The following is a 23,257-nucleotide window of genomic DNA, read 5'->3' on the forward strand; positions in this document are numbered from 1 at the left end:
TGAGTGCGCTTGACGTGCGCTGACACCAAACAGTTGCGGCACAGCCGCCCTGGCAGCGAGGAGGTGAGGGACGACATGCAGTCCGGCGATAGTCCGTATCCCAGTCCGGATCGAAAACCCGGCTTAGGCCGGCACATACACGCGTTCCCAGCCTTCCGCTGCGACCCCGTTTACGCCTGACCCGTTGCGAAAACTATTGCATCGGGCCTGATTTGGCGTGCGCGGAAACTTCCGCGGTGGACCGAACCCTGAGAAAGGGCGGCATCTGCAATGGCATTCTTCAATGGCGTTCCCCGCCGATACGACAGTGACGGGCATGCTCCGGCAGGCGCCGTCATGGATAGCGCCCATGTCGGCGACATCGTCGGTGCCCTGGGCACCATCGGACAACACGAGAGCACCGAGGGTCGTAGCAAGCGGCAGCGATTCCGGATGTTGTTGGCCGTCTTGGGCCCTGGCCTGATCGTGATGGTCGGGGACAACGACGCGGGAGGAGTGGCCACTTACGCGCAAGCGGGTCAGAACTACGGTATGGCGCTGATGTGGACGCTGGCTCTGCTGATTCCCGTGCTCTACGTCAATCAGGAGATGGTGGTTCGGCTCGGTGCGGTTGCCGGGGTGGGGCATGCGCGGCTGATCTTCACTCGATTCGGACGGTTCTGGGGCGCCTTCAGCGTCGGCGACCTGTTCGTGGTGAATGCGCTGACGATCGTCACCGAGTTTATTGGTGTGGCAATGGCGTTGAGCTACTTCGGACTTCCCCGGTGGATTTCGGTGCCCCTGGCGGCGGTGCTGTTGTTCGCAGTGGTCGCCGGAGGTTCGTTCCGGCGTTGGGAGCGGTTCCTCTTCGCGCTCATCGCGCTCAACGTGGTGATGATTCCCATGGCGATCCTGGTGCATCCGTCCTTCGCCTCGACAGCATCGGGATTGGTGCCGTCCTTCCCCGGTGGCCTGAATGCCGAATTGTTGATGCTGATCGTTGCGATAGTGGGTACCACGGTGGCGCCCTGGCAGCTGTTCTTTCAGCAGTCCAACATCGTGGACAAGCGTCTGACACCCCGATGGATCCGTTACGAGCGAATCGATCTCGCCATTGGGATCGTCGTGGTGATGGTGGGTGCGATCTGCATCATGGGGGCCGCCGCATTTGGCCTGGCGGGCACCGACGCCGTGGGAAACTTCACCGATGCCGGTGCCGTCGCGAGGCTGCTCCACGAGTACGTGAGTCCAACGGTTGGTGCACTGTTCGCCATCCTGTTGTTGGATGCGTCGCTCATTGGCGCCAATGCGGTGGGGCTGGCGACTACCTACGCGCTGGGTGACACCTTCGGTAAGCGTCACTCGCTGCACTGGAAGCTGACCGAGGCGCCCGCCTTTTACCTGGGCTACGGCGTGCTGCTCGCTGTTGCCGCGGCGGTGTCGTTCAGCCCGGACCCGGTGCTGGGCGTCCTGACTCAGGGTGTGCAGGCGCTGGCCGGTGTGCTGCTGCCCTCGGCGACGGTGTTCCTGGTGCTGCTGTGCAATGACAAGGCAGTCCTGGGACCATGGATTAACACCGCTCTGCAGAATCTGATTGCCGGAGTGATTGTTTGGTCGCTCGTGCTGTTGTCGTTGTCGTTGACCGCGGCAACCTTCTTCCCCGATCTCAGCACCCAACAGCTCAAGACGTTCTTTGTCGCCGGAGCGATTGTCGGTGTGCTCGGCGGACTGGTGATCTACGCGATGAAGGAGCGGGCCGATCGTGCCGCCGCGCGCGTGACCGCGGCAGATCTCGGCGGGCTGGATCCCGAGCAAGTGCAGGATCTGGAATCCTCGCCGCGGGATCGTGCACTGCGGCGGCAGATCATGCGGCAAGAACGTGAAACCTGGCGCACGCCAGCGCTTGACAGCCTGGAACGGCCGGCGTGGTCGCCGCTGCGCACCGCGGGAATGATCGCCCTCCGCGGCTACCTGGCGGTGGCGGTGGTGCTGGTTGGCGTCAAGGTCGCACAGACCATCGTCGGGTAGCGATATGAAGTGGCTTGAGTGGGCGCGTTGCCGTGGCATGCCGACCGATCTGTTCTTCTCACCGGATCACGAGCGGGGGAGGGCTCGGACCCTGCGGGAGGCCCGCGCCAAACAGATCTGTCAGCGCTGCCCGGTACGGGAGCCGTGCGGTAGGTATGCCGTCGCGGCGGGCGAATCGTTCGGGGTGTGGGGGGCTACCACACCGCGGGAAAGGCGTGACCGGAGCGGGGTGCCACCGCGGAAGCGGACACTAGACGTAGTTAGGACAAGCGAATAATATAGTTTGATGAGCCGAAATCAGCCAATGAGCCGAGATGGCCTGAATGCGTCGTGGTTCGAGACGGTGGCGATAGCGCAAGCGATCGCCTCGGGTGACAAGGTTTCCGCGGCGCACATCCTGCGGACCAGCCGTCGCCGGCCCATGGTTTCCGAGGGTCTGTTGCACCTGCTCTCGGTGCTGATGCGTGCGGCTCCGGCCGGTGCTACGAGTCGGTTGCTCGATACCGCCCGGGCCTGCGTGCCGCCGCCCCCGATACCGAATCTCGTTCCAGTACAACTATTCCAGGAGGTCGCGTACACAATGCCCACGCTCACCGATGAGATGAAGCGGATGCTCGGTTCCCAACCGGCGATCCTGGCGACGGTGACCGACGGCACCACCCCCAACATCGGGCCCAAGCGCTCGCTGCGGGTGCGCGATGAACGGTCTCTGATCTTCAATGAGAACACCGGGGGTCAGACACTGGCCAATATCCAGGCCGGATCAAAGGTTTCCGTCGCGGTGATTGACCGCGAGGCGCTGGACGGGTACCGGTTCGTCGGATCGGCCCACGTCCACGATTCGGGGCCGGCATTCGATGACGCCGTTGCCTTCGCGGAGGAACGAGGCCTGAAGTATCCGCGCTGCGCCGTCGTCATCGCGATCGAGGGCATCTACACACTCAAGCCGGGCGTCACTGCGGGCAAGCCCGTGTAGACAGGGAGCATGACGAAGCCCGTCCCGGCGTCTGACGAGGTTGTTCTGTACTGGCGACCGGGCTGTCCGTTCTGTATCAAGCTTCGGGCGCAGCTGCGCTTCAGCCGGCTGCGCTACACCGAGGTCAATATCTGGGAATCTCCCGAGGCGGCCGCTTATGTGCGTTCGGTCGCCGATGGCAACGAAACGGTGCCCACCGTCAGCGTCGCAGGTCATCCGTTGGTGAATCCCTCGAGACGGGAGCTGTTGCTGCCGCCCGAGAACGCGCCCCGCAGGCGCTGCGATAGTGACGCTCCTCACCCGCCGATGACCCCTGGGCCCGGCAGGCCCGGTCGGACCAGCGTGAATGCCCACTCCGCGGGAGCCGGTGTGTATGGGCTCACAGGGAATAGTTAGCTTAGGTATGTACTTTTACGGGGTGGGCAATGTTGCCCTCCCACTTACTTAACGCCGATCTCCGAGGTATCAAGGCATGACTGAAACGATCTCGACACCTGCCGCCACGACGACGCCTGATCTCGCGGAGCAGCAGGAACTTGAACGACGCGTCGCGCGGGTCGTGTCCAACGACCCGCAGCTGCAGGGACTCTTCCCTGACGACGCAGTGACCGATGCGGTCAATGAGCCCGGTCTGCCGCTGGTCGAGGTGATCCGGCGACTCCTGGAGGGCTACGGAGATCGTCCGGCGCTCGGGCACCGCGCCGTCGAGCTGGTGACCGACGACAACGGCGTGACTAACCTCGCGCTGAAGCCCGAGTACGTCACCACGTCCTATCGCGAGCTGTGGAACCGGGCCGAGGCCATCGCCGCCGCCTGGTACGAGCAGGGAATCCGTGATGGCGACTTTGTCGCTCAGCTGGGCTTTACCAGCACGGACTTCGCCTCGCTGGACGTCGCGGGGCTTCGCCTCGGAACCGTGTCGGTGCCCTTACAGACCGGTGCGTCGGTGCAACAGCGCAACGCGATCCTTGAGGAAACCCAGCCCACCGTCTTCGCCGCCAGCATCGAGTACCTCGACGCCGCGGTGGAGTCGCTCCTGGCGGCGCCGTCTGTGCGTCTGTTGTCGGTCTTCGATTACCACCCAGGGCTGGACGGCCACCGTGAGGCGCTGCGCGCTGTGCGCGCCCGACTCGAGGAGGCCGGTCGGCCGATCACCGTCGATCCGCTCGGCGACGCGATCGCGCGCGGGCGTGAGCTGCCCGCGGCACCACAGCCCAGCGAGGACCCCGACGCACTGCGTCTGCTCATCTACACCTCCGGCAGCACCGGCACCCCCAAGGGTGCGATGTACCCGCAATGGCTGGTGGCCAACCTGTGGCAGAAGAAATGGCTCAGCAGTACGGTCATTCCGGGCGTGGGCGTCAACTTCATGCCGATGAGCCACCTGGCGGGCCGCCTCACGCTGATGGGCACACTCTCCGGGGGTGGCACGGCGTACTACATCGCTTCCAGTGACTTGTCGACATTCTTCGAGGACATCGCGTTGATCCGTCCTACCGAGGTGCTGTTCGTGCCGCGCGTGGTGGAGATGGTTTTCCAGCGGTACCAGGCCGAGCTGGATCGCTCGCTTACCCCCGGCGAAAGTAATGCGGACATCGCCGAGCAGATCAAGGTGCGCATTCGCGAGGAGGATTTCGGTGGGCGCGTGCTCAGTGCCGGATCCGGTTCTGCGCCATTGTCTCCCGAGATGAACGACTTCATGGAATCGCTGCTACAGGTAGCGATGCTCGACGGTTACGGTTCCACCGAGGCTGGGGCAGTATGGCGCGACGGTATCTTGCAACGTCCCCCCGTCACCGAATACAAGCTGGTGGATGTTCCCGAACTCGGTTATTTCACAACGGATTCCCCACATGCCAGGGGGGAGCTGCGCATCAAGTCGGAGACCATGTTCCCCGGCTACTACAAGCGCCCCGAAACCACCGCCGACGTCTTCGACGAGGACGGCTATTACTTGACCGGCGACGTGGTCGCCGAGTTGGGCCCGGACCACCTCAAGTATCTCGACCGCGTCAAGAACGTGCTCAAGCTCGCTCAGGGTGAGTTCGTCGCGGTGTCCAAACTGGAGGCCGCGTACACCGGCAGCCCGCTGGTTCGGCAGATCTTCGTGTACGGCAACAGTGAGCGGTCTTTCCTGTTGGCAGTCGTAGTGCCCACACCAGAAGCCCTTGAACGGTATGCGGATTCGCCGGACGCGCTTAAACCACTGATCCAGGATTCGCTGCAGCAGGTCGCCAAGGGCGCAGAACTGCAGTCCTACGAAATCCCCCGGGACTTCATCGTCGAGACGGTGCCGTTCACCGTCGAATCCGGGCTGCTGTCGGATGCACGCAAACTGCTGCGTCCGAAGCTGAAGGAGCACTACGGCGAACGGCTGGAGGCGCTGTATACCGAACTGGCCGAAAGCCAGAACGAGCGGTTGCGTGAGCTGGCGCGGGAAGCAGCCAGTCGTCCGGTACTGGACACGGTGACCGATGCCGCGGCGGCACTGCTGGGGGCATCGTCCTCCGATCTGGCTCCCGATGTGCGGTTTATCGACCTCGGCGGCGACTCGCTCTCGGCGTTGTCGTACTCCGAGCTGCTGCGCGACATCTTCGAGGTGGACGTTCCGGTTGGTGTGATCAACAGCGTCGCCAACGATCTCGCCGCGATCGCCCGGCATATTGAGGCACAGCGGACTGGCGCCGCGACGCAGCCGACGTTCGCATCGGTCCATGGCCGGGGCGCGACGGTGATCAATGCCGCCGAGCTCACTCTCGACAAGTTCATCGACGAGTCGTTACTGAAGGCGGCCAAGGATATTCAGCCACCCACCACCGAGGTCAAGACCGTGTTGGTAACCGGTGGTAACGGTTGGCTCGGACGCTGGTTGGTGCTGGATTGGCTCGAACGACTGGTGCCCCACGGCGGAAAGGTGTACGCACTTATCCGCGGCTCCGATGCTGCGGCCGCCCGTGCACGGCTGGACGCCGTCTACGAATCGGGAGACCCGAAGCTGTCGGCCCACTACCGGCAGCTCGCGGAGCAGGGTCTCGAAGTGATCGCCGGCGATTTCGGGGACCAGGATCTAGGCCTGTCCCAAGATGTTTGGCAGAAGCTGGCCAGTGAGGTGGATCTGATCGTCCACTCGGGCGCGTTGGTGAACCACGTGCTGCCGTACAGCCAGCTGTTCGGCCCCAATGTGGCCGGTACCGCCGAGATCATCAAACTGGCGATCTCCCAACGGCTCAAGCCGGTCACCTATCTGTCGACGGTCGGTATCGCCGATCAGATCCCGGTCACCCAGTTCGAGGAAGATTCCGATGTCCGGGTGATGTCGGCAGAGCGCCAGATCAACGACGGTTACGCCAATGGGTACGGGAACTCGAAGTGGGCAGGTGAGGTGCTCCTGCGGGAGGCCCACGATTTGGCCGGGCTGCCGGTGCGGGTGTTCCGCTCCGACATGATCCTCGCGCACAGCGACTACCACGGTCAGCTGAACGTCACCGACGTGTTCACCCGCACCATTCAGAGCCTGTTGCTCACCGGCGTCGCGCCGGCAAGCTTCTACGAACTGGATAGCGACGGCAACCGTCAGCGGGCCCACTACGATGGCGTCCCAGGCGATTTCACTGCTGCGTCCATCACCGCGATCGGCGGCGTGAACGTGACGGATGACTACCGCAGCTTCGATGTGTTCAATCCCCACCACGACGGCGTCTCGATGGACACGTTTGTGGATTGGCTCATCGAGGCCGGGTACAAGATCGCCCGGATCGACGATTACGGCCAATGGCTCACTCGGTTCGAGACAGCCCTCAAGGGGTTGCCGGAGCAGCAGCGCCAGCAGTCCGTGCTGCCGCTGCTCAAGATGTATCAGAATCCGCAGCCAGCAATTGACGGAAGTGCGCTCCCGACAGCGGAATTCAGCGGAGCTGTGCGAGAGGCGAAGGTCGGCGGCTTGGGCCAGACCCCGGGCGAGATCCCGCATGTCACCAAGGATCTGATCCTCAAGTACGCCGCCGATATCGGCCTGCTGGGCATGATCTAGTCGATAGAATCCCGCCTGTGACCCATGCAGGCGACGTTCAGCGCCTGCGCGACCTCGGGCGTCTTCGCCGGGTACGTGACCGGATCGATCGCGAGTACGCGCAGCCGCTGAACGTCGAAGAGCTGGCCCGCGATGCGCACATGTCCTCGGGACATCTGAGCCGCCAGTTCAAGAGCGCTTATGGGGAGTCGCCGTACTCCTACCTGATGACACGGCGGATCGAGCGGGCCATGATGCTCCTGCACCGTGCAGAGATGAGTGTTACCGAGGTCTGTTTCGCGGTGGGGTGCTCATCACTGGGCACCTTCAGCACGCGTTTCGCCGAACTGGTCGGGGTTCCGCCGAGCGTGTACCGGGACCGCACTGCAGAGCACGTCGCAGGCATCCCCTCGTGTATCGCCAAGCACGTCATCAGACCGATCAGGAATCAAGAAGCCCGCGCCCAAAGGCGCGGCTAGCGTGTCCGGCATGGACATCACGATCAATGCGAGCTTCCTGCCACACACCGATCCGGAGGCCTCTCTGGCCTTCTATCGCGACGCTCTCGGATTCGAGGTCCGCAAAGACGTCGGATATGAAGGCATGCGATGGATCACCATCGGACCCGTGGGGCGCCCCGACATGAACATCGTGTTGACGCCGCCTGCTGCCGATCCGGGCGTCGCGCCCGAAGAGCGCCAGACCATCGCCGAGATGATGGCCAAGGGCACATACGCGAGCATCATGCTCGCCACCGATGACCTGGCCAGGCTCTTCGAGCGAGTACAGGCCACCGGCGCCGAGGTCATGCAGGAACCTACCGATCAGCCCTGGGGTTCTCGAGACTGTGCCTTCCGCGATCCCGCCGGCTGCACCGTCCGTATCCAGGAGCTTCCCTGAATGGCCAAGAGCCCCAAAGTAACCGCCAACCTTCCAGCTGACGGCCACGATGATGTCGGCCTGGGCCCGGGTGCCGGGCACGCGAGCACCTCGCCGAGTACGTGGGCGCCTAGCGATACCGTACGTTCACGGACGGTTGACGCACCACTGCGTCTGTCGTGAAAGCCACTACGTCCGTTGTGGAAACCCGTTGTCTACGCTGTCCTGGACTCAGGAGGTTGCACATGGGAACGAAGCCCAAAGCTGTTCTCGGCGGCATCGCGTGGGCCGGGCTTGGAGCGGCGGCGGCAGGCGTCGCAGGCAGCGCGAAGGCCCTGCGTAGCCCCTCGGTGGTGCGGCAGCTCAACAGTTGGGCCGCGCGCAGGTTGACCGATGAGCAGCGTGCTGATCGGCATGCAGCCATCTTGCCGACGCCCATCCCGGCGCCCAGTTTCTATGCCGACCCGGGTGACCTGAGTGACCGCGCCAACGGGGAGATCGTGCGTACACACCGTCTGCTGCCTCGTATTCCAGTGCCGGGTAACACTATTCAGCGACTTATGGTCCGCTCCACGGATACGGCGGGGAATGCGGTGCCAGTGACCGCGACCTTGATCGAACCGAACCGCCCTTGGCGCGGCGCGGGCGCTCGCCCGGTGGTGGTACGTAACCAACCGATCAACTCCCTGGGTCTCAAGGCAGCGCCCTCTTACCGGATTGAGCGAGGTCTGTACGTCGACGTGCCGCCGTTGGCGCCGCTGCTCCTGGCGCGAAACTATGCGGTGCTCATACCCGATCATGAGGGACCGCGGATGGCGTACTCGGCGGGCATCATGGCCGCGCATGCCGTCCTTGACTCGGTTCGCGGTATGCAGGAGATCCGTCCGGATCTCATCGAATCCCCCATGGTCATGGATGGATACAGCGGCGGTGCCATCGCGACGGTGTGGGCCGCGCAGGAGCAACCGAGCTACGCGCCTGAGCTTCGATTCAGCGGTGCCGTAGCAGGGGGGACACCCACCGATTACGCGCTGTTGTACCGCAGCATGAACGGCGCCTTGGGATCTGGGCTGTTCGCGGCGGCCACAATCGGGCAGGCGCGCGAGTACCCGAGCATGGTGGAGCTTTTCGGTGATTTCGCGTTCTATATGTCCACCCTGATCAAAGACTTGCCGCAGCCGGCGTTGGCAGCGGCAGGGGTGGCGCGTATCGACCTGGATGTATTGGCAGCCGTCCCTGAGCCTTTCGAATCTAAGATCGCACAGGATGTGATCGCCGCCAACAAGCCGGGTGCCACCGCACCGACCATGCCGACTCTGCTGTACCACGGATCGCGTGACCGGTTCATGGGTGATCAGTTCGTTCCCGAGCAAGGCGTCACCGCGCTCATCGAGAGCTGGCGATCGAAGGGCGCAACGGTGGACTACCTACCTGTGCCCGGTGAGCACTTGATAGCGGCGGGATGGGCCATGCCCGGCGTTCTGCGCTGGATACGAAGCGCGCTGGGGGATTAGCGCTCCTCGAATCAGGATGCGTCTCAGGGTTTTCCCGGAGGCGCAGGTACCGGTTACATGGCTAGGCTCGCTGACATGACGACCGTTGCGCCCGAGCACTCCGGCACTGCCCAGGACGATGTGGCCGAGACCCCGGTGCGGTGGACTGCGCTGCGAAAGCTCGTATTCCGTCTGCTGTTCACCGTGGGTGGTGGCATCCTGCTGTTGTCTGTGTACGACAACCTCGGGCTGTTCAGTCTGTTCGAGCCGGTGCTGTGGCTGACGGCGCAGATCGGAAGCTTCCTCATACGCGGACGCGGTATCGAACTGACCGTGTCATCCGGAGGCGACCTGTTGTGGTTGTGGTGCTACCACCTGGGATGGGTTGTTATCGCGCTGGTGATCACCGCGATATGGACGGTCCTGGATCGCCGCCGGCCGAACTACCGGCGGCTGACGGCCTCGCTGTGGGTCTTCGCGCGATACGGTCTGGCCCTGTCGATGATCACGTACGGAATGGCCAAGACGATTCCCACGCAGATGGGATACATGACACTTCCTGATCGGCAGCTTCAATTAGTCGGTGACACAAGCCTGTTCAGCACTCTGTGGGGTTTCATGGGTGCCTCGGAGCCCTATTCAGTGGCCACGGGGCTCGTGGAATTGTTGGCAGGGCTGCTGCTGTTGTGGAATCGCACCTGGGTGCTGGGTGCGCTGGGCTCGGTCTTCGCGATGGCGCAGGTATTCCTGCTCAATATGACCTACGACGTGCCGGTCAAGCAGGTATCGGGAGAGCTGTTCTTGATCGCGGTTGCTGTCACCGCGCCGCTATGGCCAAACCTCGTGCGGGTGGTCTTCAACCGCGGGACACAACCGGTGCGGCTCTGGTCGCCCCTCGGATCGCAACGGCGATGGTTACTGAGGACGGGGATCGTACTCAAATTTGGTGTGGCGGCGGCCCTGACGGTGCAGTGTGCCTTGTTGAGTGTGCTGGTGTACTCGACGTACAAGACGCCGACCTCGATGTTTGATGGTGTCTGGCGTGCAACGTCATTCACCATCGATGGGCGAGAGGCCACGATGAATCAGGTCGACCCGGCACCGTGGGCCAATGTGGCTATCACCTACCGCAACAAGGTTGAGGAGTTCGGTGTGGAGACGTTCGTTTCTCAGACACCGGACGGACGCACCTCGCGGTGGATGTTGGAGATCAGTGGTGACCGGCTGGACTTACGCAAGCGTAAATCCGATGCGCCGCAACAGGTAATTTTTGCTCACCAGTCCGGTGCGAACCAGCTGGTACTCACCGGTGAGGTGGGCGGCAAGCGGATTCAGGGCACCTATGAGCGTCGTTTCATGGACCGTAGCAAGTACGGATTCCGGTGGGTCCAGCCGGAAATGGATCCTGATTCGGTGGCCGCCGACGAGTAGCTCGTGGCGCCGCTCAGGCGTTGGGAGCTATTTCTGCACGAGCATTTCATTCCCGAATATGGTTGATATCAAGGCATTAGGCGTCTCCAAACAAGATTATTGATTGTGGCGTTCGTGGCCCGCTGACGTGATTTACTCGTCGGAATCGGGTCGCGCGCGACGAGGCGTGCCGCACGTTGGCAGTGCTTCGCACACGACCGAGCCTGGGTGCCGCCGCATTCGAAGTTCGGTTATCCGTTGTGTTCACATCCGATCTGAAGATACATGTTCGTGCAGCTGACATGCTGCCGAGCGCGGAAGACAGTCGGAGGGACTCGAGATTTTCACGATCTTGAAGCGTGTGTGGATTCCGTTGGTGCTTGTGGTGGTGGGAGTCGCGGGTGGATTCACCGTGTCGCGGTTGCACGGCGTCTTCGGTAACGAGCGTCGTCCCGCGTATGCGAGCGCCGATCGGGAAGAGAAGCGGCCCCACGACCCCAAGTACCTGATTTACGAGGTGTTCGGCCCTCCGGGCACGGTGGCGACCATTAGCTACTTCGATGCGGATGCCGAGCCACAGGTGATCAGGCAGGCCGCGTTGCCCTGGTCGGTGGAGTTCCCGATCACCGAGGCGACGGCCATGGGAAACCTCACCGCACAGGGTGACACCGACAGCATTGGATGCCGCATCCTTGTGGGCGACAAGGTCAAGGACGAGAAGATCCGATACGGCGTCAGCGCGTTGACCTTCTGCATGTTGAAGGCCGCATGAGCACTCTCAACGACCCTCCGACAGAGCCATTGCCGGTGGGGCACCGTCCGCCATTGCTGGCACGGGTGATCCGCCGGCTGTCTGTTCCGATCATCCTTGGCTGGTTGGCGGTAGCCGTCATCCTGAGCATCAGCGTTCCCTCACTTGAGCAGGTCGAGAAGGACCACGCGGTGGCGATGAATCCGGATGCGGCACCGTCATTTCAGGCAACGCAACGAATGGGCCAGCTGTTCGACGAATCGAATTCCAGCGTGGTAGCGATGATCGTTGTGGAGGGTCAGCAACCCCTCGGTGACGACACGCACCGTTACTACGACGCGTTGATTCGTCAATTGAAATCCGATACAGCCCATGTACAGCATGTGCAGGATTTCTGGGGCGATCAGATGACGCAGGCGGCTGCGCAAAGTCTCGACGGTAAGGCCACGTATGTACAAGTGGCCCTCACGGATCCCCGGGAGGGGGCCTCGGCGAATCAATCCGTCGAGGCCGTCCGGGGGATTGTGGATAGGACACCGGCGCCGCCTGGAGTCAAGGCCTACGTGACCGGGCCGGCGGCCTTCGCCGCGGACCTGGGCCCGGCCGGCAACAGGACGGTCCTCCTGGTGACAGGGCTAAGTCTCGCGGTGATCTTCACGATGCTGCTCTTGGTCTACAGATCGATCATTTCCGTCATTCTCATGCTGATTGTCGTCGGAATAGAGTTGACGGTGGCCCGAGGATTCGTGGCGTTTCTCGGCAACCTGGGGCTTATCGGTATTACCACGTTCGTGGTCAATCTGCTGGTGGCACTTGCCATCGCGGCCGGAACCGACTACGGCATCTTCTTCACTGGGCGATATCAGGAGGCACGCCAGGCCGGTGAGGATCGAGAGACGGCGTTTTACACCACCTTCCGCAGCGTGGCCAAGGTGGTGCTGGGTTCGGGTTTGACGATTGCCGGTGCGGTTCTGTGTCTGCACTTCACCCGGCTCCCCGTCTACCAGACATTGGGAGTCGCCACGGCCGTGGGCATGGTCGTCGCCGTCGCGGTAGCGATCACACTCGTTCCGGCGGTCATCGCCGTAGGTAGCCGTTTCGGGTTGTTTGAGCCCAAGCGGAAGGTCACGGTCCGCCGCTGGCGGCAGATCGGTACGGCGATCGTGCGTTGGCCGGCACCGATTCTCGTCGCGACGTGTGCGGTGGCACTGATCGGGCTGTTAACGCTGCCGGTGTACCAGCCCAGCTACAACGACCAGAAATACATCCCGCAGGATATTCCGGCCAATGTGGGCTATGCCGCCGCCTCACGACACTTCCCTCAGTCCTTGATGATGGCCCCAGATGTTCTGCTGATCGAAGCCGATCACGACATGCGCAATCCGGTCGACTTCCTGGTGCTCAACAAACTGGCGCGCGGGGTCCAAGCCGTGCCCGGCGTATCACGGGTTCAGGCGGTAACTCGGCCCGGCGGTGAGCCTTTGAAACACACGACCATTCCGTTCATGCTCAGTATGAGCAGCGCGAGTCAGTCGCATTTGATGCCGTTTCAGAAGAACCGCATGGACGATCTGCTGGTTCAGGCCGACGACATGCTCAAGACGATCGGCATCATGAAGCGGATGCAGGCGCTGACCGAGCAGATGGTGGGCACGACCCACGGCATGGTCGGCACAACGCACGAACTCGAAATAATCATGAATGAGCTTCGGGATCATGTTATGGACTTCGATGACTTCATCAGACCGATCCGAAATTACCTCTACTGGGAAAAGCACTGCTACGACATTCCGGTCTGTCAGGCCATCCGTTCCGTCTTCGACACGCTCGACGGGGTCGACGAGGTCTCAGACAAGCTCGGTGACCTCGTGGCCAATCTTGATCGGCTGGATGAGCTACTTCCGCAAATGGCACAACAGTTTCCAGTAATGATCGAGACGATGGAATCCACACGGAAAATGATGCTGTCCATGCACAGCACCATGTCCGGGATCTTCGATCAGATGGAGCAGTCGACCAATAACTCGACCGCGATGGGCAAGGCTTTCGATGCTGCGCAGAACGACGACTCGTTCTATCTCCCCCCGGAGGTTTTCGAGAACGAGGACTTCAAGCGCGTCATGAATATCTTTCTGTCCTCGGACGGGAAGGCGGCGCGGATGCTCATATCGCAGCGGGGCGATCCGGCGACGCGCGAGGGTATGTCTTTGGTCGAGCCGATCGAGACAGCGGCCGCGGAGGCACTCAAGGGCACGCCGCTACGGAATGCCAAGATCTATATGACAGGCACCGCGGCATCGGTCAAAGACGTTGTCGACGGCTCGAAGTACGATCTGTTGATCGCGGCCACCGCTGCGCTCTGTCTGATTTTCGGCATCATGCTGGTCATGACGCGGAGTTTTGTTGCCGCGCTGGTTATCGTTGGCACAGTGGCACTTTCGCTGGGTGCGGCGTTCGGCCTCTCGGTGCTCATCTGGCAGAACATTCTCGGCATCCCCTTGAACTGGGTGGTGCTGGCGATGTCGGTGATCATCTTGTTGGCGGTGGGTTCTGACTACAACCTGTTGCTGGTGTCGCGGATGAAAGAAGAGCTGGGCGCGGGGATCAATACGGGGATCATTCGGGCGATGGGCGGGACCGGCAAGGTGGTGACCTCCGCGGGTTTGGTGTTCGCGTTCACCATGTTGTCCATGGTGGTCAGCGATCTCGTCACCATCGGGCAGCTGGGGTCGACGATCGCGATCGGCCTGTTGTTCGACACATTGGTGGTGCGTGCGTTTATGACGCCGGCGATCGCCGCATTGTTGGGGCGGTGGTTCTGGTGGCCGCAGCGGGTGCTGCAGCGCCCCGCCAGAGCACGACGCCACGCGCCCGGCTCGCGCCCGTTGGTGAGCTTCCTTCTGCAGAAGGAAGAGCGCTAACCGCGATGGATGCCTCTGTCTACTGCCTGGCGACGACCGCATGAGTATTCACCGGATGATCAACCGGCCACCATTGGTGGCCCGGCTGATCCGTCGGCTGTCGGTGCCGATCATCCTTGGCTGGCTGGCAGTCATCGCCGTCGTGACCTTTGCCGTTCCGTCACTGGAACAAGTCGGGCGGGAAAGCTCGGTGTCCCTGGTTCCCCAAGCGGCGCCGTCGTTTCAGGCGATGCAGCGCATGGGGCAGGTCTTCGGAGAATCGAACTCCGACAGCGTGGCGATGATCGTGTTGGAAGGTCAGCAACCGCTCGGTGATGACGCACACGGCTACTACGACAACTTGATTCGCCAGTTGAGGTCGGACACCGCACATGTACAGCATGTCCAGGACTATTGGGGTGACCCTCTTACCGCGACGGGTGTGCAGAGCGCCGACGGTAAGAGCGTCTACGTCCAGGTCAACCTCGCGGGTAACCAAGGCCAGGCTCTGGCGAACAAGTCCGTGGAGGCCGTCCGGGACATCGTGGAACGGTCGTCGCCCCCGCCCGGCGTACAGGCCTATGTCACGGGACCCGCGCCCTTGGTGACGGATATGAACCACGCCGGCAACACGTCCATCATCAAAATCACCGTGGTGACGCTCGTGGTGATCCTCACGATGCTGCTCTTTGTATACCGCTCGATGGTCACCGTAATCCTGCTGTTGGTCATGGTGGGCATACAGGTACAGGCGGCTCGAGGTATCGTCGCATTGCTGGGAGACCATGGGGTTATTGGACTTTCGACCTTCTCAGTGAATCTTTTGGTGTCGCTCGGCATCGCGGTGGGAACGGACTACGGCATATTCTTCATGGGCCGCTATCAGGAGGCCAGGCAGTCCGGCGAAGACCGGGAGACGGCGTTCTACACCACCTACAGCAGTGTCGCGAAGGTGGTGGTGGCATCGGGATTGACGATTGCGGGGGCGATCTTCTGCCTTAGCTTCACCCGGCTGCCTTACTTCCAGACCATGGGCATTCCCGCTGCGGTGGGTATGGCCGTCGCGGTTGCGGTGGCTGTCACGCTCGTTCCGGCCGTCATTGGTCTAGGGAGTCGCTTCGGGTTGTTCGAGCCCACACGGAAGATGATGGTCCGCCGCTGGCGGTGGGTTGGTACGGCGATCGTTCGATGGCCCGGACCAATCCTTGCCGGGGCGTGCGCGGTCGGACTTATTGGGCTGCTCGCACTTCCGGGGTATCAGACAAGCTACGACGACAGGCTGTATGTCCCCCGAGACATCCCCGCCAACCTGGGGTACGCGGCAGCTGAGCGACACTTCCCTGAGTCGCGAATGACGCCCGATGTCCTGATTCTCGAGGCTGACCACGATATGCGTAATCCGGCAGACTTCGTGGTGCTCCACAAACTTGCCAAGGGTCTCTATGCAGTTCCTGGTATTTCCATGGTGCAGAGCATTACTCGGCCAGAGGGAAGCCCTATCGAGCACACTTCCATACCGTTTCAGATCAGCCTGCAAAGCGCCGGCATGCTGCAGATCTTGCCGTTTGGAAAAGAGCGTGTGGACGACATGCTGAAACAGGCCGATGACACCACGAAGATGATCAACCAGATGCAGCACACCTACGAGCTGATGAGCAACATCTCCGACATCACCAATGAGACGGTCCTCATGAACAGGGAGCTGACGGCGACCGTCGATCGGCTACGGGACTACATCGCCAACTTCGATGACTTCTTTAAGCCCCTTCGCAACTATCTGTACTGGGAGAAGCACTGCGAGACGATTCCGATTTGCTTCGCGATCAGATCGGTGTTTCAGGCGCTCGACGGCACTGACCAGCTCAGTCTTCGGACGCACCAGATCCTCGAACGCGTGGAGCAGATGAATGGGTATCAACGGGAGTTGATCGCCCTCTTCCCGCCGATGATCGCGACCATGAAGTCAATGCGCGCCATGATGCTGACAATGCACAGCACCATGTCGGGGATCTTCTCCCTCATCGATCAAACGGCAGCGAACGCGAGCGCGATGGGAAAGATTTACGATGGCGCCCAGAACGATGACTCGTTCTACCTGCCTCCGGAGGTCTTCGAGAATGAGGACTTCAAACGTGCGATGTCCCTGTTCTTTTCGCCGAACGGGAAGGCTGTTCGGCTGATCCTGACGTATCGGGGCGATCCCGGCACGCCGGAGGGCCTGTCGAGGGTGGACGCGGTGCGGACGGCGGCGGAGGAGGCGCTCAAGGTGACGCCGCTGGAAAACGCTCAGATCCATCTCGCCGGCACCGCCGCGACCTTCAAAGACCTACGCGACGGGTCCGCTTACGATCTGTTGATAGCCGGTGTGGCGGCGCTCTGTCTGATTTTCGGCATCATGCTGATCATGACGCGAAGTTTTGTTGCCGCACTGGTTATCGTCGGCACAGTGGCACTTTCGCTGGGTGCGGCGTTCGGCTTCTCGGTGCTCATCTGGCAGAACATTCTTGGTATCGAGTTGCACTGGCTCGTGCTGGCGATGTCGGTGATCATCTTGTTGGCGGTGGGTTCTGACTACAACTTGCTGCTGGTGTCGCGGATGAAAGAAGAGCTGGGCGCGGGGATCAATACGGGGATCATTCGGGCGATGGGCGGGACCGGCAAGGTGGTGACCTCCGCGGGTTTGGTGTTCGCGTTCACCATGTTGTCCATGGTGGTCAGCGATCTGCGTGTTATCGGGCAGGTTGGCTCCACGATCGGGATCGGCCTGTTGTTCGACACGTTGATAGTGCGTGCGTTTATGACGCCGGCGATCGCCGCATTGTTGGGGCGGTGGTTCTGGTGGCCGCAGCGGGTGCTCAAACGCCGCGTCAGAGTGCAACAAGACTCTGCGGGACCCCGACCGTTGGTCATGCAAGATGCCTGACTTCGGGTGGGATTGGACCTGGCCCACTAGGGTCGGATTGATACGAAAAGTATTGGTATGGAAGGAAGTACATAGATGTTTCGTCCATCGATGACCCAACTGTCCGTCGGGTTGGGGGCACTGGCATTGTCGTTGGCCAGCGCCGCCGGGATCGCGTCCGCGGACCCAGATCTGGACTCCGCCATCAACACAACGTGCAGCTATCCGCAAGTGGTGGCGGCACTCAATGCCCAGGACCCGCAATTCGGTAAGGCATTCTCCCAGTCGCCGATACTGCAGCGCGGCCTCCGTGAATTCCTGGCGGCCGGTCCGGAGAAGCGGGCACAGACGGCCCAAGATGTAGCGAATGCTCCGGCCTTTCAGCCGTACCTCGGGGTAATGGAACAGGCTTACCGGACCTGTCACAATTTCTGACGCGGGTGGAGCGACAGCGTCTGTGATGTGCCCGCGCGGGCACGCGATGCGTCAGTGAATCTCACCGGTCAGATCGAAATCGGACAGCGTGAGTTCGGCCAGATCGTGCAAGGCCTCCTTGGTGTTCTTCCCGCCGGGTTGGTAGGCGCCGACACTGATGAAGATTCTTCCGTTGAGGCGCCCCGAGAGGATGAACATTCGACCGCCGGTTCGCTCAAGTAGCTGGCGCCTTTCGCGTTGTCCTGTCGCGCGGGCGTTCTGGAAGTCGGCGAGTGTCCCGGCGGGATACCCGATCATTGAGCTGAGATCGCCTAGATAGGAACAGAACACCGACTGGTCAGGGTCGGCGGGAAGCCTGGCGACCATCCGCTTCAGCGTCCGTTTGGGCATGAATGACGGCAGCCACAGGAGCTGCTTTGATTCGTCTGATTCCGCCTTCATCGCCGCGAGTGTCTGCTTGATGGTGGATCGAACGTCTCGCAGATCCGTTGTGAGCAAGGTGGTGTCGATGCTGACGCGTGCATAGGACAGTGCCATTGCGCGCGTGTCGTCCACGGTGCGCTCGCTCATGGGGATCTGCAGAGTGACGGTGCCGTTGTCGGCACGTCCACGCCCGATGCGCTCCCCAAAGCGGGCGGCGAAGGCCGCCGCGAGAGTGTGACTCGCTCCGGCTAGAGCCTCCGCGCGGGCATCCCAGTCTTCCAAATCGACGTAGATCGTGATGGCCGGCACAAGCACGACATCGTCGGGGACGACCTCGTGAACAGGTAACGGCGCCGGCGACGGCGCCGTCTTCCTCTTGTCGCGCGCCTGCCTTCTGGCCAGTTTTCCCGCCGCCAGGAGGGCCCGGGCGACCTGGGGTACATCCCGAGCCGTCTCTCGTGCATCCTGGCCCAGTGCGCGCAGCCGAGAGCGGGACATCGGTGGTGGATAGCCAAGATCGCGTGTCCTACCCAGGGCTGCTTCGACTATGACAAGAGCCAGCCCGAGGCCATCGATCAGATTGTGTGAGAGCACCAGACTGATCGCGGTTGTGCCGTCGTCAAGAGGAAGGACGCCGATGTGCCAACCGGGTCCCGACTCAGGGTCGATGCGCACCTGTGAACGTTCATCAACCCAGTCGCTGAACTCGGTACGCGGCCGGGCGTGTTGAGCGACGTCGATATCCGAGGAACCTGAATCCGCCACCCAGCGATGCCGGGCGATCGGCAGTACTGGACGTTCGATGCGCCGACCCAACAAGCCCTGGCCGAGATTGTGATGGAAGCGCCGTAAAGCGTCGAGATCGACGGCGTGCCCGTACAGCCACGTAACTTGGATGATTACGTTCATGTCGGCGGCGTGATGCTCTGCCAGCAATGCCTCATCCGCCAGTGCGAGGCGGTTATCCGGCCGCGCAGCATCTTTGGCGGATCGGCGCCCGCTCAGGGACTCTCGTACCCGACGTATCTGCCCAGGCACCAGTCAGACTCCTTCGTTTCCAGCCGTGCGCTTGCGATTTTGCGCCGTGCGCGGCAACGGATTTGGGGATAAGCGTGGTCCAGTTTGCAATCGCTTACTGCCAGGCGCCCAGTCGAGCTCTATCAACCGAATAGGTCGGGAGCCTAGTCGCTTCGCGGACAGGTTGTGGCGAAATCTCTTTCGCCGTGAGCGTCGGCGGATCTGATGGACGAGTGGACCCAGATCTCCGTCATGGTGTGTGGCGGAGTAACTGGACCGGCATTGCAGTTTTCATGCCCCGCACTGCATTTGATTTTGCGACTGGCATGTCGAGCGGTGCCGCGGTGATCCATGATGTTCTAGGTGGAGAACAGAGTCCTCGATATTTCGAGTATGCCGCGGGGCGGTCCGGATGCCTCGTGGCTGGACAGACGGTTGCAGACCAGCCGCCTGGAGTACCTGGACCGCGACGACGTCGATGATCTCAAGCACAAGGTCATGTCCGCGCTTGATCGAGCCGGGCGGCGACGGTGGATCGGTGTACACGAGAAATGCGCCCGAATCGCCCTACGTGAGGTGGCAGGTGTGCGTGCGCCGAAGATCCTCGAACTTGGCGCAGGCCTTGGAGGGTTGTCACGGAAGCTACTGGAGATGCATCCCAGCGCCGAGGTGACGATCACCGACATCGATCCCGCCTTCGTGGCAGCGGCAGCCGCCAGTGACCTCGGCAGTCACCCCCGCGTAACGGTAAGACAGATGGATGCCACCGCCATCGATGTCATGGACGAGCAATACGATCTCGCGGTCTTTGCCTTGTCGCTGCATCATCTTCCGCCTGATCTTGCTGCCCAGGTGTTCGCGTCGGGTACACGAGCGGCGCGGAAGTTCCTAATCGTCGACCTGCCCAGGCCGCCGGTAGCTCTTCACATCGCGCTGTTGGCCATGGTGCTGCCACTCGTCAAGATCTCGCCCTTGCAGCACGACGGATTTATCAGTTCCCTCCGTGCCTATAGCCCGTCGGCGCTGCGGGCGCTGGCCCATCATGCCGATCCTGCGATCGCCATCGAGTTCCGGAGCCGCGGGGTACTGGGGCCAACGGTGGTGGTCGCGAGTCGCCCGTCCGTACCACCGCCGTGACCACATTGGGGAAAGCCGCTTGATGTCGTCACATGTGCTGCGGACGCATGATTCAATGTGCGACAGTCTATTACGCCTCGTAACTCGTTCTGATCGCATGCCACGGCAGGATCGGGCGGTCTACCGCTGGAGGATCTCATGATGCGGCACGACACTCCTGCGCCGCGCACGATATCGATCGCAAGGTCGTTTTCGTGACCGCGGACGGACGGTCCCGCCCGGTAGCTCTTTTTGTCATGGGTATGGCGCGGTCCGGGACATCGGCGATTACCCGGGCGCTCTCGCTATGCGGTGGTGCGCTACCTCCCGCGCTCGCGGGTGCGAACCAGGCCAATCCGCGGGGCTATTGGGAGCCACGCAAAGCCATCATCCTCAACGAGAGGATCTTGCATCGGAACGGCAGCTCCAGATTCGACACCACCTTACGTCTCCAGGAAGAGGGCGGGCTCGATGCTGGTGAGAGGACGGCGTGTATCGCCGAGATCCGCGCATATCTTGCGTCGTTGCCGCCGGCGCCGCTGCTGATCATCAAGGACCCGAGGATAAATCTTCTGTCCGACATGTGGTTTGAGGCGGCTCGGCTGGCTGGATACGACGTGGCGACAGTGGTGGCGGTGCGTCATCCGACGGAGGTCATTGCCTCGGTGGCGGCCCAGGCGGCCGCGTCGCCGGAGTTCTCGAGTGCGTTGTGGCTCAAGTTCAATCTGTTGGCTGAGGCGAACACTCGTGATGTGCCGCGCGTGTTCGTGGGGTACGCCAACCTCCTTGAGGATTGGCGCCGGGAAATGAAACGAATCTCGGTGGCGCTTGGGCTCGACCTGGACACCCGGGACGAGGCAGCGATCGAGGAGTTTCTCGAAACCGATCTTCGACGCCAGAAATATTGTGGCCCAGTGACAGAGCCCTTCGGGACGGACTGGATGTCCGTGGTCTATCAAACGTTCTGTGCGGCCGCTGCGGACGAACCCTGGGACCCGTCGGCATTGGAACAGGTCATGGAGTCGTACCGGGTAAGCGAACGCGGCTTCCGGGCGATGCTCGAGGATTACCAGAGATTCCACAAGCTGAGTCGGCGCACCCGCCCGTCGATGATGAAGCTGATCTACGAGGTCATGGCGACTGCTCATGGGAGACGCGGGACATGGGCATGACATGGGTCTCCCGCTGGTCACCTCACAGCTTTAGGCGATGCCGTTGACTACCTGAATGATTCCAGCGACTGAGAATATGGTGATGAGCACCTGGCGGCGGTGGGCTAGTGCCCAATCATGCATTGGCCGCAGTACCGCAAGGGTTTTCGCGGGCGCGACCAGATAGCTGACGAGGGTGATCTCAACCACCGTGAACATTCCAAAGACGAACAGGACGACGGCGATGACCTGGGTTCCGATCGGGGAACCCGAGGTCACGACGGGGGTGAGCACGAAGACCACCAGCATGGGGGGCGGTAGTCCGGCTAGGCCGAACACAAAGGCGACCCATAACGCCCCGTCTTCCCAGGCTTTTTGGAGTCGGCGGAGCAACCGCCGGAACATGGAATCTCCCGCCGCATCCTCGTCCTGAAGGGTGCCAAACGGGGATGTGATGGGGCTTGGGGTATGTGTGTCATCTATGCGGGCCGAGGGGTCGCCCGCCGATACCCGCACACGCATTCGCTGACGGACCGAGCGTGCTGCCATGAGCGTTGCGATGGACAGCATGAGAACGCCCATACTGAGATTGACCAACCGGGTGGTGATGCTGTTACCCGGCGTGGCCATATCTTCCACGAAGGTGCGAACTGATGGTGCTATGTGCAGCACCATCAGCGGTATCAGCAGGCCCGCAAGACTCACGATCATGCTGCCAATCCAGTAGGCGGCCAGATTCTGGACCGGTTGAGGCCGCGAGATCATCAGGACGATGATGGCGAGCAATACCGGATTGACCGCGAACATGAGCGCCATCGCGAGCAGTAGACCCCACACGGCCCGGAACACTACCCAGGCCGACGCGCTTTCTTCGGCGAATGGCGAACCAAAGCAATCAGCAACCCCGTTATCGAATCTGACGAACCGTTGTGCCCGAATGGGTTTCGCGTGGGCACCTGGATCTGAACTCTCAGATGCCGCTCAGGCCGTGGATCAAAAGTGATATCCCAGCCACTATGCACATGGCTATCAGAATCTTTCGCCGATGAGTCAGTGCCCAGTCATGCAACAGTTGCACGACCGCTTGGGTTTTCGTGGGCGCGGCCAGGTAGCTCATCAGCGTCAGTTCGACGATCGCCAGGACGCCGATGATAAAGACGACTGCGACAGTGATCTGCGTCCCGAGCGCAGCGCCTGAGGTCACCAGGATGGCTATGAGGAACAGGCCCGCGTCTGGTTCGATTCCGCCGAGTAGCAGGCCGATCAGGAACGCGACCCATAACGATCCGTTTTCCCATGCACTGGCGGCCTTGCGCAGCAGTCGCCGGAGCCGCGACCCGCCATCGGTCGAGGTGTCTTCGGTGCGGCCCAGAAGGCGCGAGATGGGGTTCTGCGTTGGCGGATTCGGGTCTGGGGCCAGAACATCTTCGCCCGCGTACTGCAGCTGACGCTGACGCAACCGCGGCCACACTGCTATTAGCGCGGCAACCGACAGCGCGAGCGCACCCATGCCTAGTTGAACGTGCCGAATGGCGGGGCTGACCGCCACGCTCTGTGCGAATGATCTGAACATCGGCGTGACGTGCAGCAGTGTCAGTGGCGCCACCACAGCGGGGATGCAACCGATGAGGCAGCCCGCCCAGTAAACGAGGAGATTTTGCACGGGCTGTGGCCGAGAGATCACGAGCAGGGTGATGCCCAGGCGGATCGGATTCAGGGCGACCAGTACGACGAGCGCTAGCACCGATCCCCACACGTACGAAGACACTACGCGGTAGGTTCGTGCTC

The 23,257-nt window shown here is 61.9% G+C and carries 18 protein-coding genes; 15 read left to right on the forward strand and 3 right to left on the reverse strand.

Going from position 1 to position 23,257, the window contains the following annotated elements:
* Positions 1-270 precede the first annotated feature (270 nt).
* The 13 genes from B4400_RS18875 to B4400_RS18935 all read left to right on the forward strand — a co-directional run bounded on the left by B4400_RS18875 (position 271) and on the right by B4400_RS18935 (position 17,762).
* A complete protein-coding gene (locus B4400_RS18875) occupies positions 271-2,007 on the forward strand; it encodes an NRAMP family divalent metal transporter (protein ID WP_078312108.1) in 1,737 nt (578 codons plus the stop codon).
* A 37-nt stretch (positions 2,008-2,044) separates the two neighbouring features.
* On the forward strand, positions 2,045-2,284 hold the full coding sequence (locus B4400_RS18880; RefSeq protein WP_502688416.1) for a WhiB family transcriptional regulator: 240 nt from the start codon (positions 2,045-2,047) through the stop codon (positions 2,282-2,284).
* 303 nt (positions 2,285-2,587) lie between these two features.
* Positions 2,588-2,983 carry a pyridoxamine 5'-phosphate oxidase family protein gene (locus B4400_RS24710; protein ID WP_078312233.1) on the forward strand — a complete coding sequence of 132 codons (396 nt, stop codon included), beginning with the start codon at positions 2,588-2,590 and terminating at the stop codon, positions 2,981-2,983.
* Between the two features lie 9 nt (positions 2,984-2,992).
* On the forward strand, positions 2,993-3,379 hold the full coding sequence (locus tag B4400_RS18890; protein ID WP_078312110.1) for a glutaredoxin domain-containing protein: 387 nt from the start codon (positions 2,993-2,995) through the stop codon (positions 3,377-3,379).
* Positions 3,380-3,455: 76 nt separating this feature from the next.
* Positions 3,456-7,013, forward strand: coding sequence for a carboxylic acid reductase (gene car, locus B4400_RS18895; RefSeq protein ID WP_078312111.1), 3,558 nt, complete (start codon positions 3,456-3,458; stop codon positions 7,011-7,013).
* A 17-nt stretch (positions 7,014-7,030) separates the two neighbouring features.
* Positions 7,031-7,471, forward strand: a complete 441-nt coding sequence (locus B4400_RS18900; RefSeq protein WP_078312112.1) for a helix-turn-helix transcriptional regulator — start codon at positions 7,031-7,033, stop codon at positions 7,469-7,471.
* A gap of 10 nt (positions 7,472-7,481) precedes the next feature.
* Positions 7,482-7,892: a VOC family protein gene (locus B4400_RS18905; protein ID WP_078312234.1), complete on the forward strand. Its 411-nt coding sequence runs from the start codon at positions 7,482-7,484 to the stop codon at positions 7,890-7,892.
* A gap of 224 nt (positions 7,893-8,116) precedes the next feature.
* Positions 8,117-9,385: a lipase family protein gene (locus B4400_RS18910; RefSeq protein WP_078312113.1), complete on the forward strand. Its 1,269-nt coding sequence runs from the start codon at positions 8,117-8,119 to the stop codon at positions 9,383-9,385.
* A gap of 75 nt (positions 9,386-9,460) precedes the next feature.
* The gene (locus B4400_RS18915) at positions 9,461-10,795 is read left to right on the forward strand and encodes a hypothetical protein (protein WP_078312114.1); all 1,335 of its coding nucleotides are present in this window, start codon (positions 9,461-9,463) and stop codon (positions 10,793-10,795) included.
* 340 nt (positions 10,796-11,135) lie between these two features.
* On the forward strand, positions 11,136-11,546 hold the full coding sequence (locus B4400_RS18920) for an MmpS family transport accessory protein (protein WP_078312115.1): 411 nt from the start codon (positions 11,136-11,138) through the stop codon (positions 11,544-11,546).
* Positions 11,543-14,446 (forward strand): MMPL/RND family transporter, encoded by a 2,904-nt coding sequence (locus B4400_RS18925; protein ID WP_078312116.1) that lies wholly within the window; start codon positions 11,543-11,545, stop codon positions 14,444-14,446. Before B4400_RS18920 ends, B4400_RS18925 begins: the two co-directional genes overlap by 4 nt.
* Before the next feature lie 40 nt (positions 14,447-14,486).
* Entirely contained in the window at positions 14,487-17,348 is a 2,862-nt protein-coding gene (locus tag B4400_RS18930) for an MMPL/RND family transporter (RefSeq protein WP_078312117.1), read from the forward strand.
* 75 nt (positions 17,349-17,423) lie between these two features.
* On the forward strand, positions 17,424-17,762 hold the full coding sequence (locus tag B4400_RS18935; protein WP_078312118.1) for a hemophore-related protein: 339 nt from the start codon (positions 17,424-17,426) through the stop codon (positions 17,760-17,762).
* A gap of 51 nt (positions 17,763-17,813) precedes the next feature.
* Here the strand turns inward: B4400_RS18935 and B4400_RS18940 are convergent, their stop codons facing one another.
* Positions 17,814-19,223: a hypothetical protein gene (locus B4400_RS18940; RefSeq protein ID WP_078312119.1), complete on the reverse strand. Its 1,410-nt coding sequence runs from the start codon at positions 19,221-19,223 to the stop codon at positions 17,814-17,816.
* 372 nt (positions 19,224-19,595) lie between these two features.
* On the opposite strand from B4400_RS18940, the gene B4400_RS18945 reads away from it, so the two are divergent.
* Both B4400_RS18945 and B4400_RS18950 read left to right on the forward strand, forming a co-directional pair.
* The gene (locus tag B4400_RS18945; RefSeq protein WP_078312120.1) at positions 19,596-20,339 is read left to right on the forward strand and encodes a methyltransferase domain-containing protein; all 744 of its coding nucleotides are present in this window, start codon (positions 19,596-19,598) and stop codon (positions 20,337-20,339) included.
* Between the two features lie 236 nt (positions 20,340-20,575).
* A complete protein-coding gene (locus tag B4400_RS18950; RefSeq protein ID WP_286151397.1) occupies positions 20,576-21,490 on the forward strand; it encodes a sulfotransferase family protein in 915 nt (304 codons plus the stop codon).
* A gap of 30 nt (positions 21,491-21,520) precedes the next feature.
* On the opposite strand, the gene B4400_RS18955 is transcribed toward B4400_RS18950, so the two are convergent.
* Positions 21,521-22,306 carry a GAP family protein gene (locus B4400_RS18955; RefSeq protein ID WP_078312235.1) on the reverse strand — a complete coding sequence of 262 codons (786 nt, stop codon included), beginning with the start codon at positions 22,304-22,306 and terminating at the stop codon, positions 21,521-21,523.
* Between the two features lie 133 nt (positions 22,307-22,439).
* Positions 22,440-23,225, reverse strand: coding sequence for a GAP family protein (locus B4400_RS18960; RefSeq protein WP_078312236.1), 786 nt, complete (start codon positions 23,223-23,225; stop codon positions 22,440-22,442).
* Positions 23,226-23,257: the final 32 nt, after the last annotated feature.

The organism is Mycobacterium sp. D16Q13 (assembly GCF_002013375.1).
Classification (GTDB): Bacteria; Actinomycetota; Actinomycetes; order Mycobacteriales; family Mycobacteriaceae; genus Mycobacterium.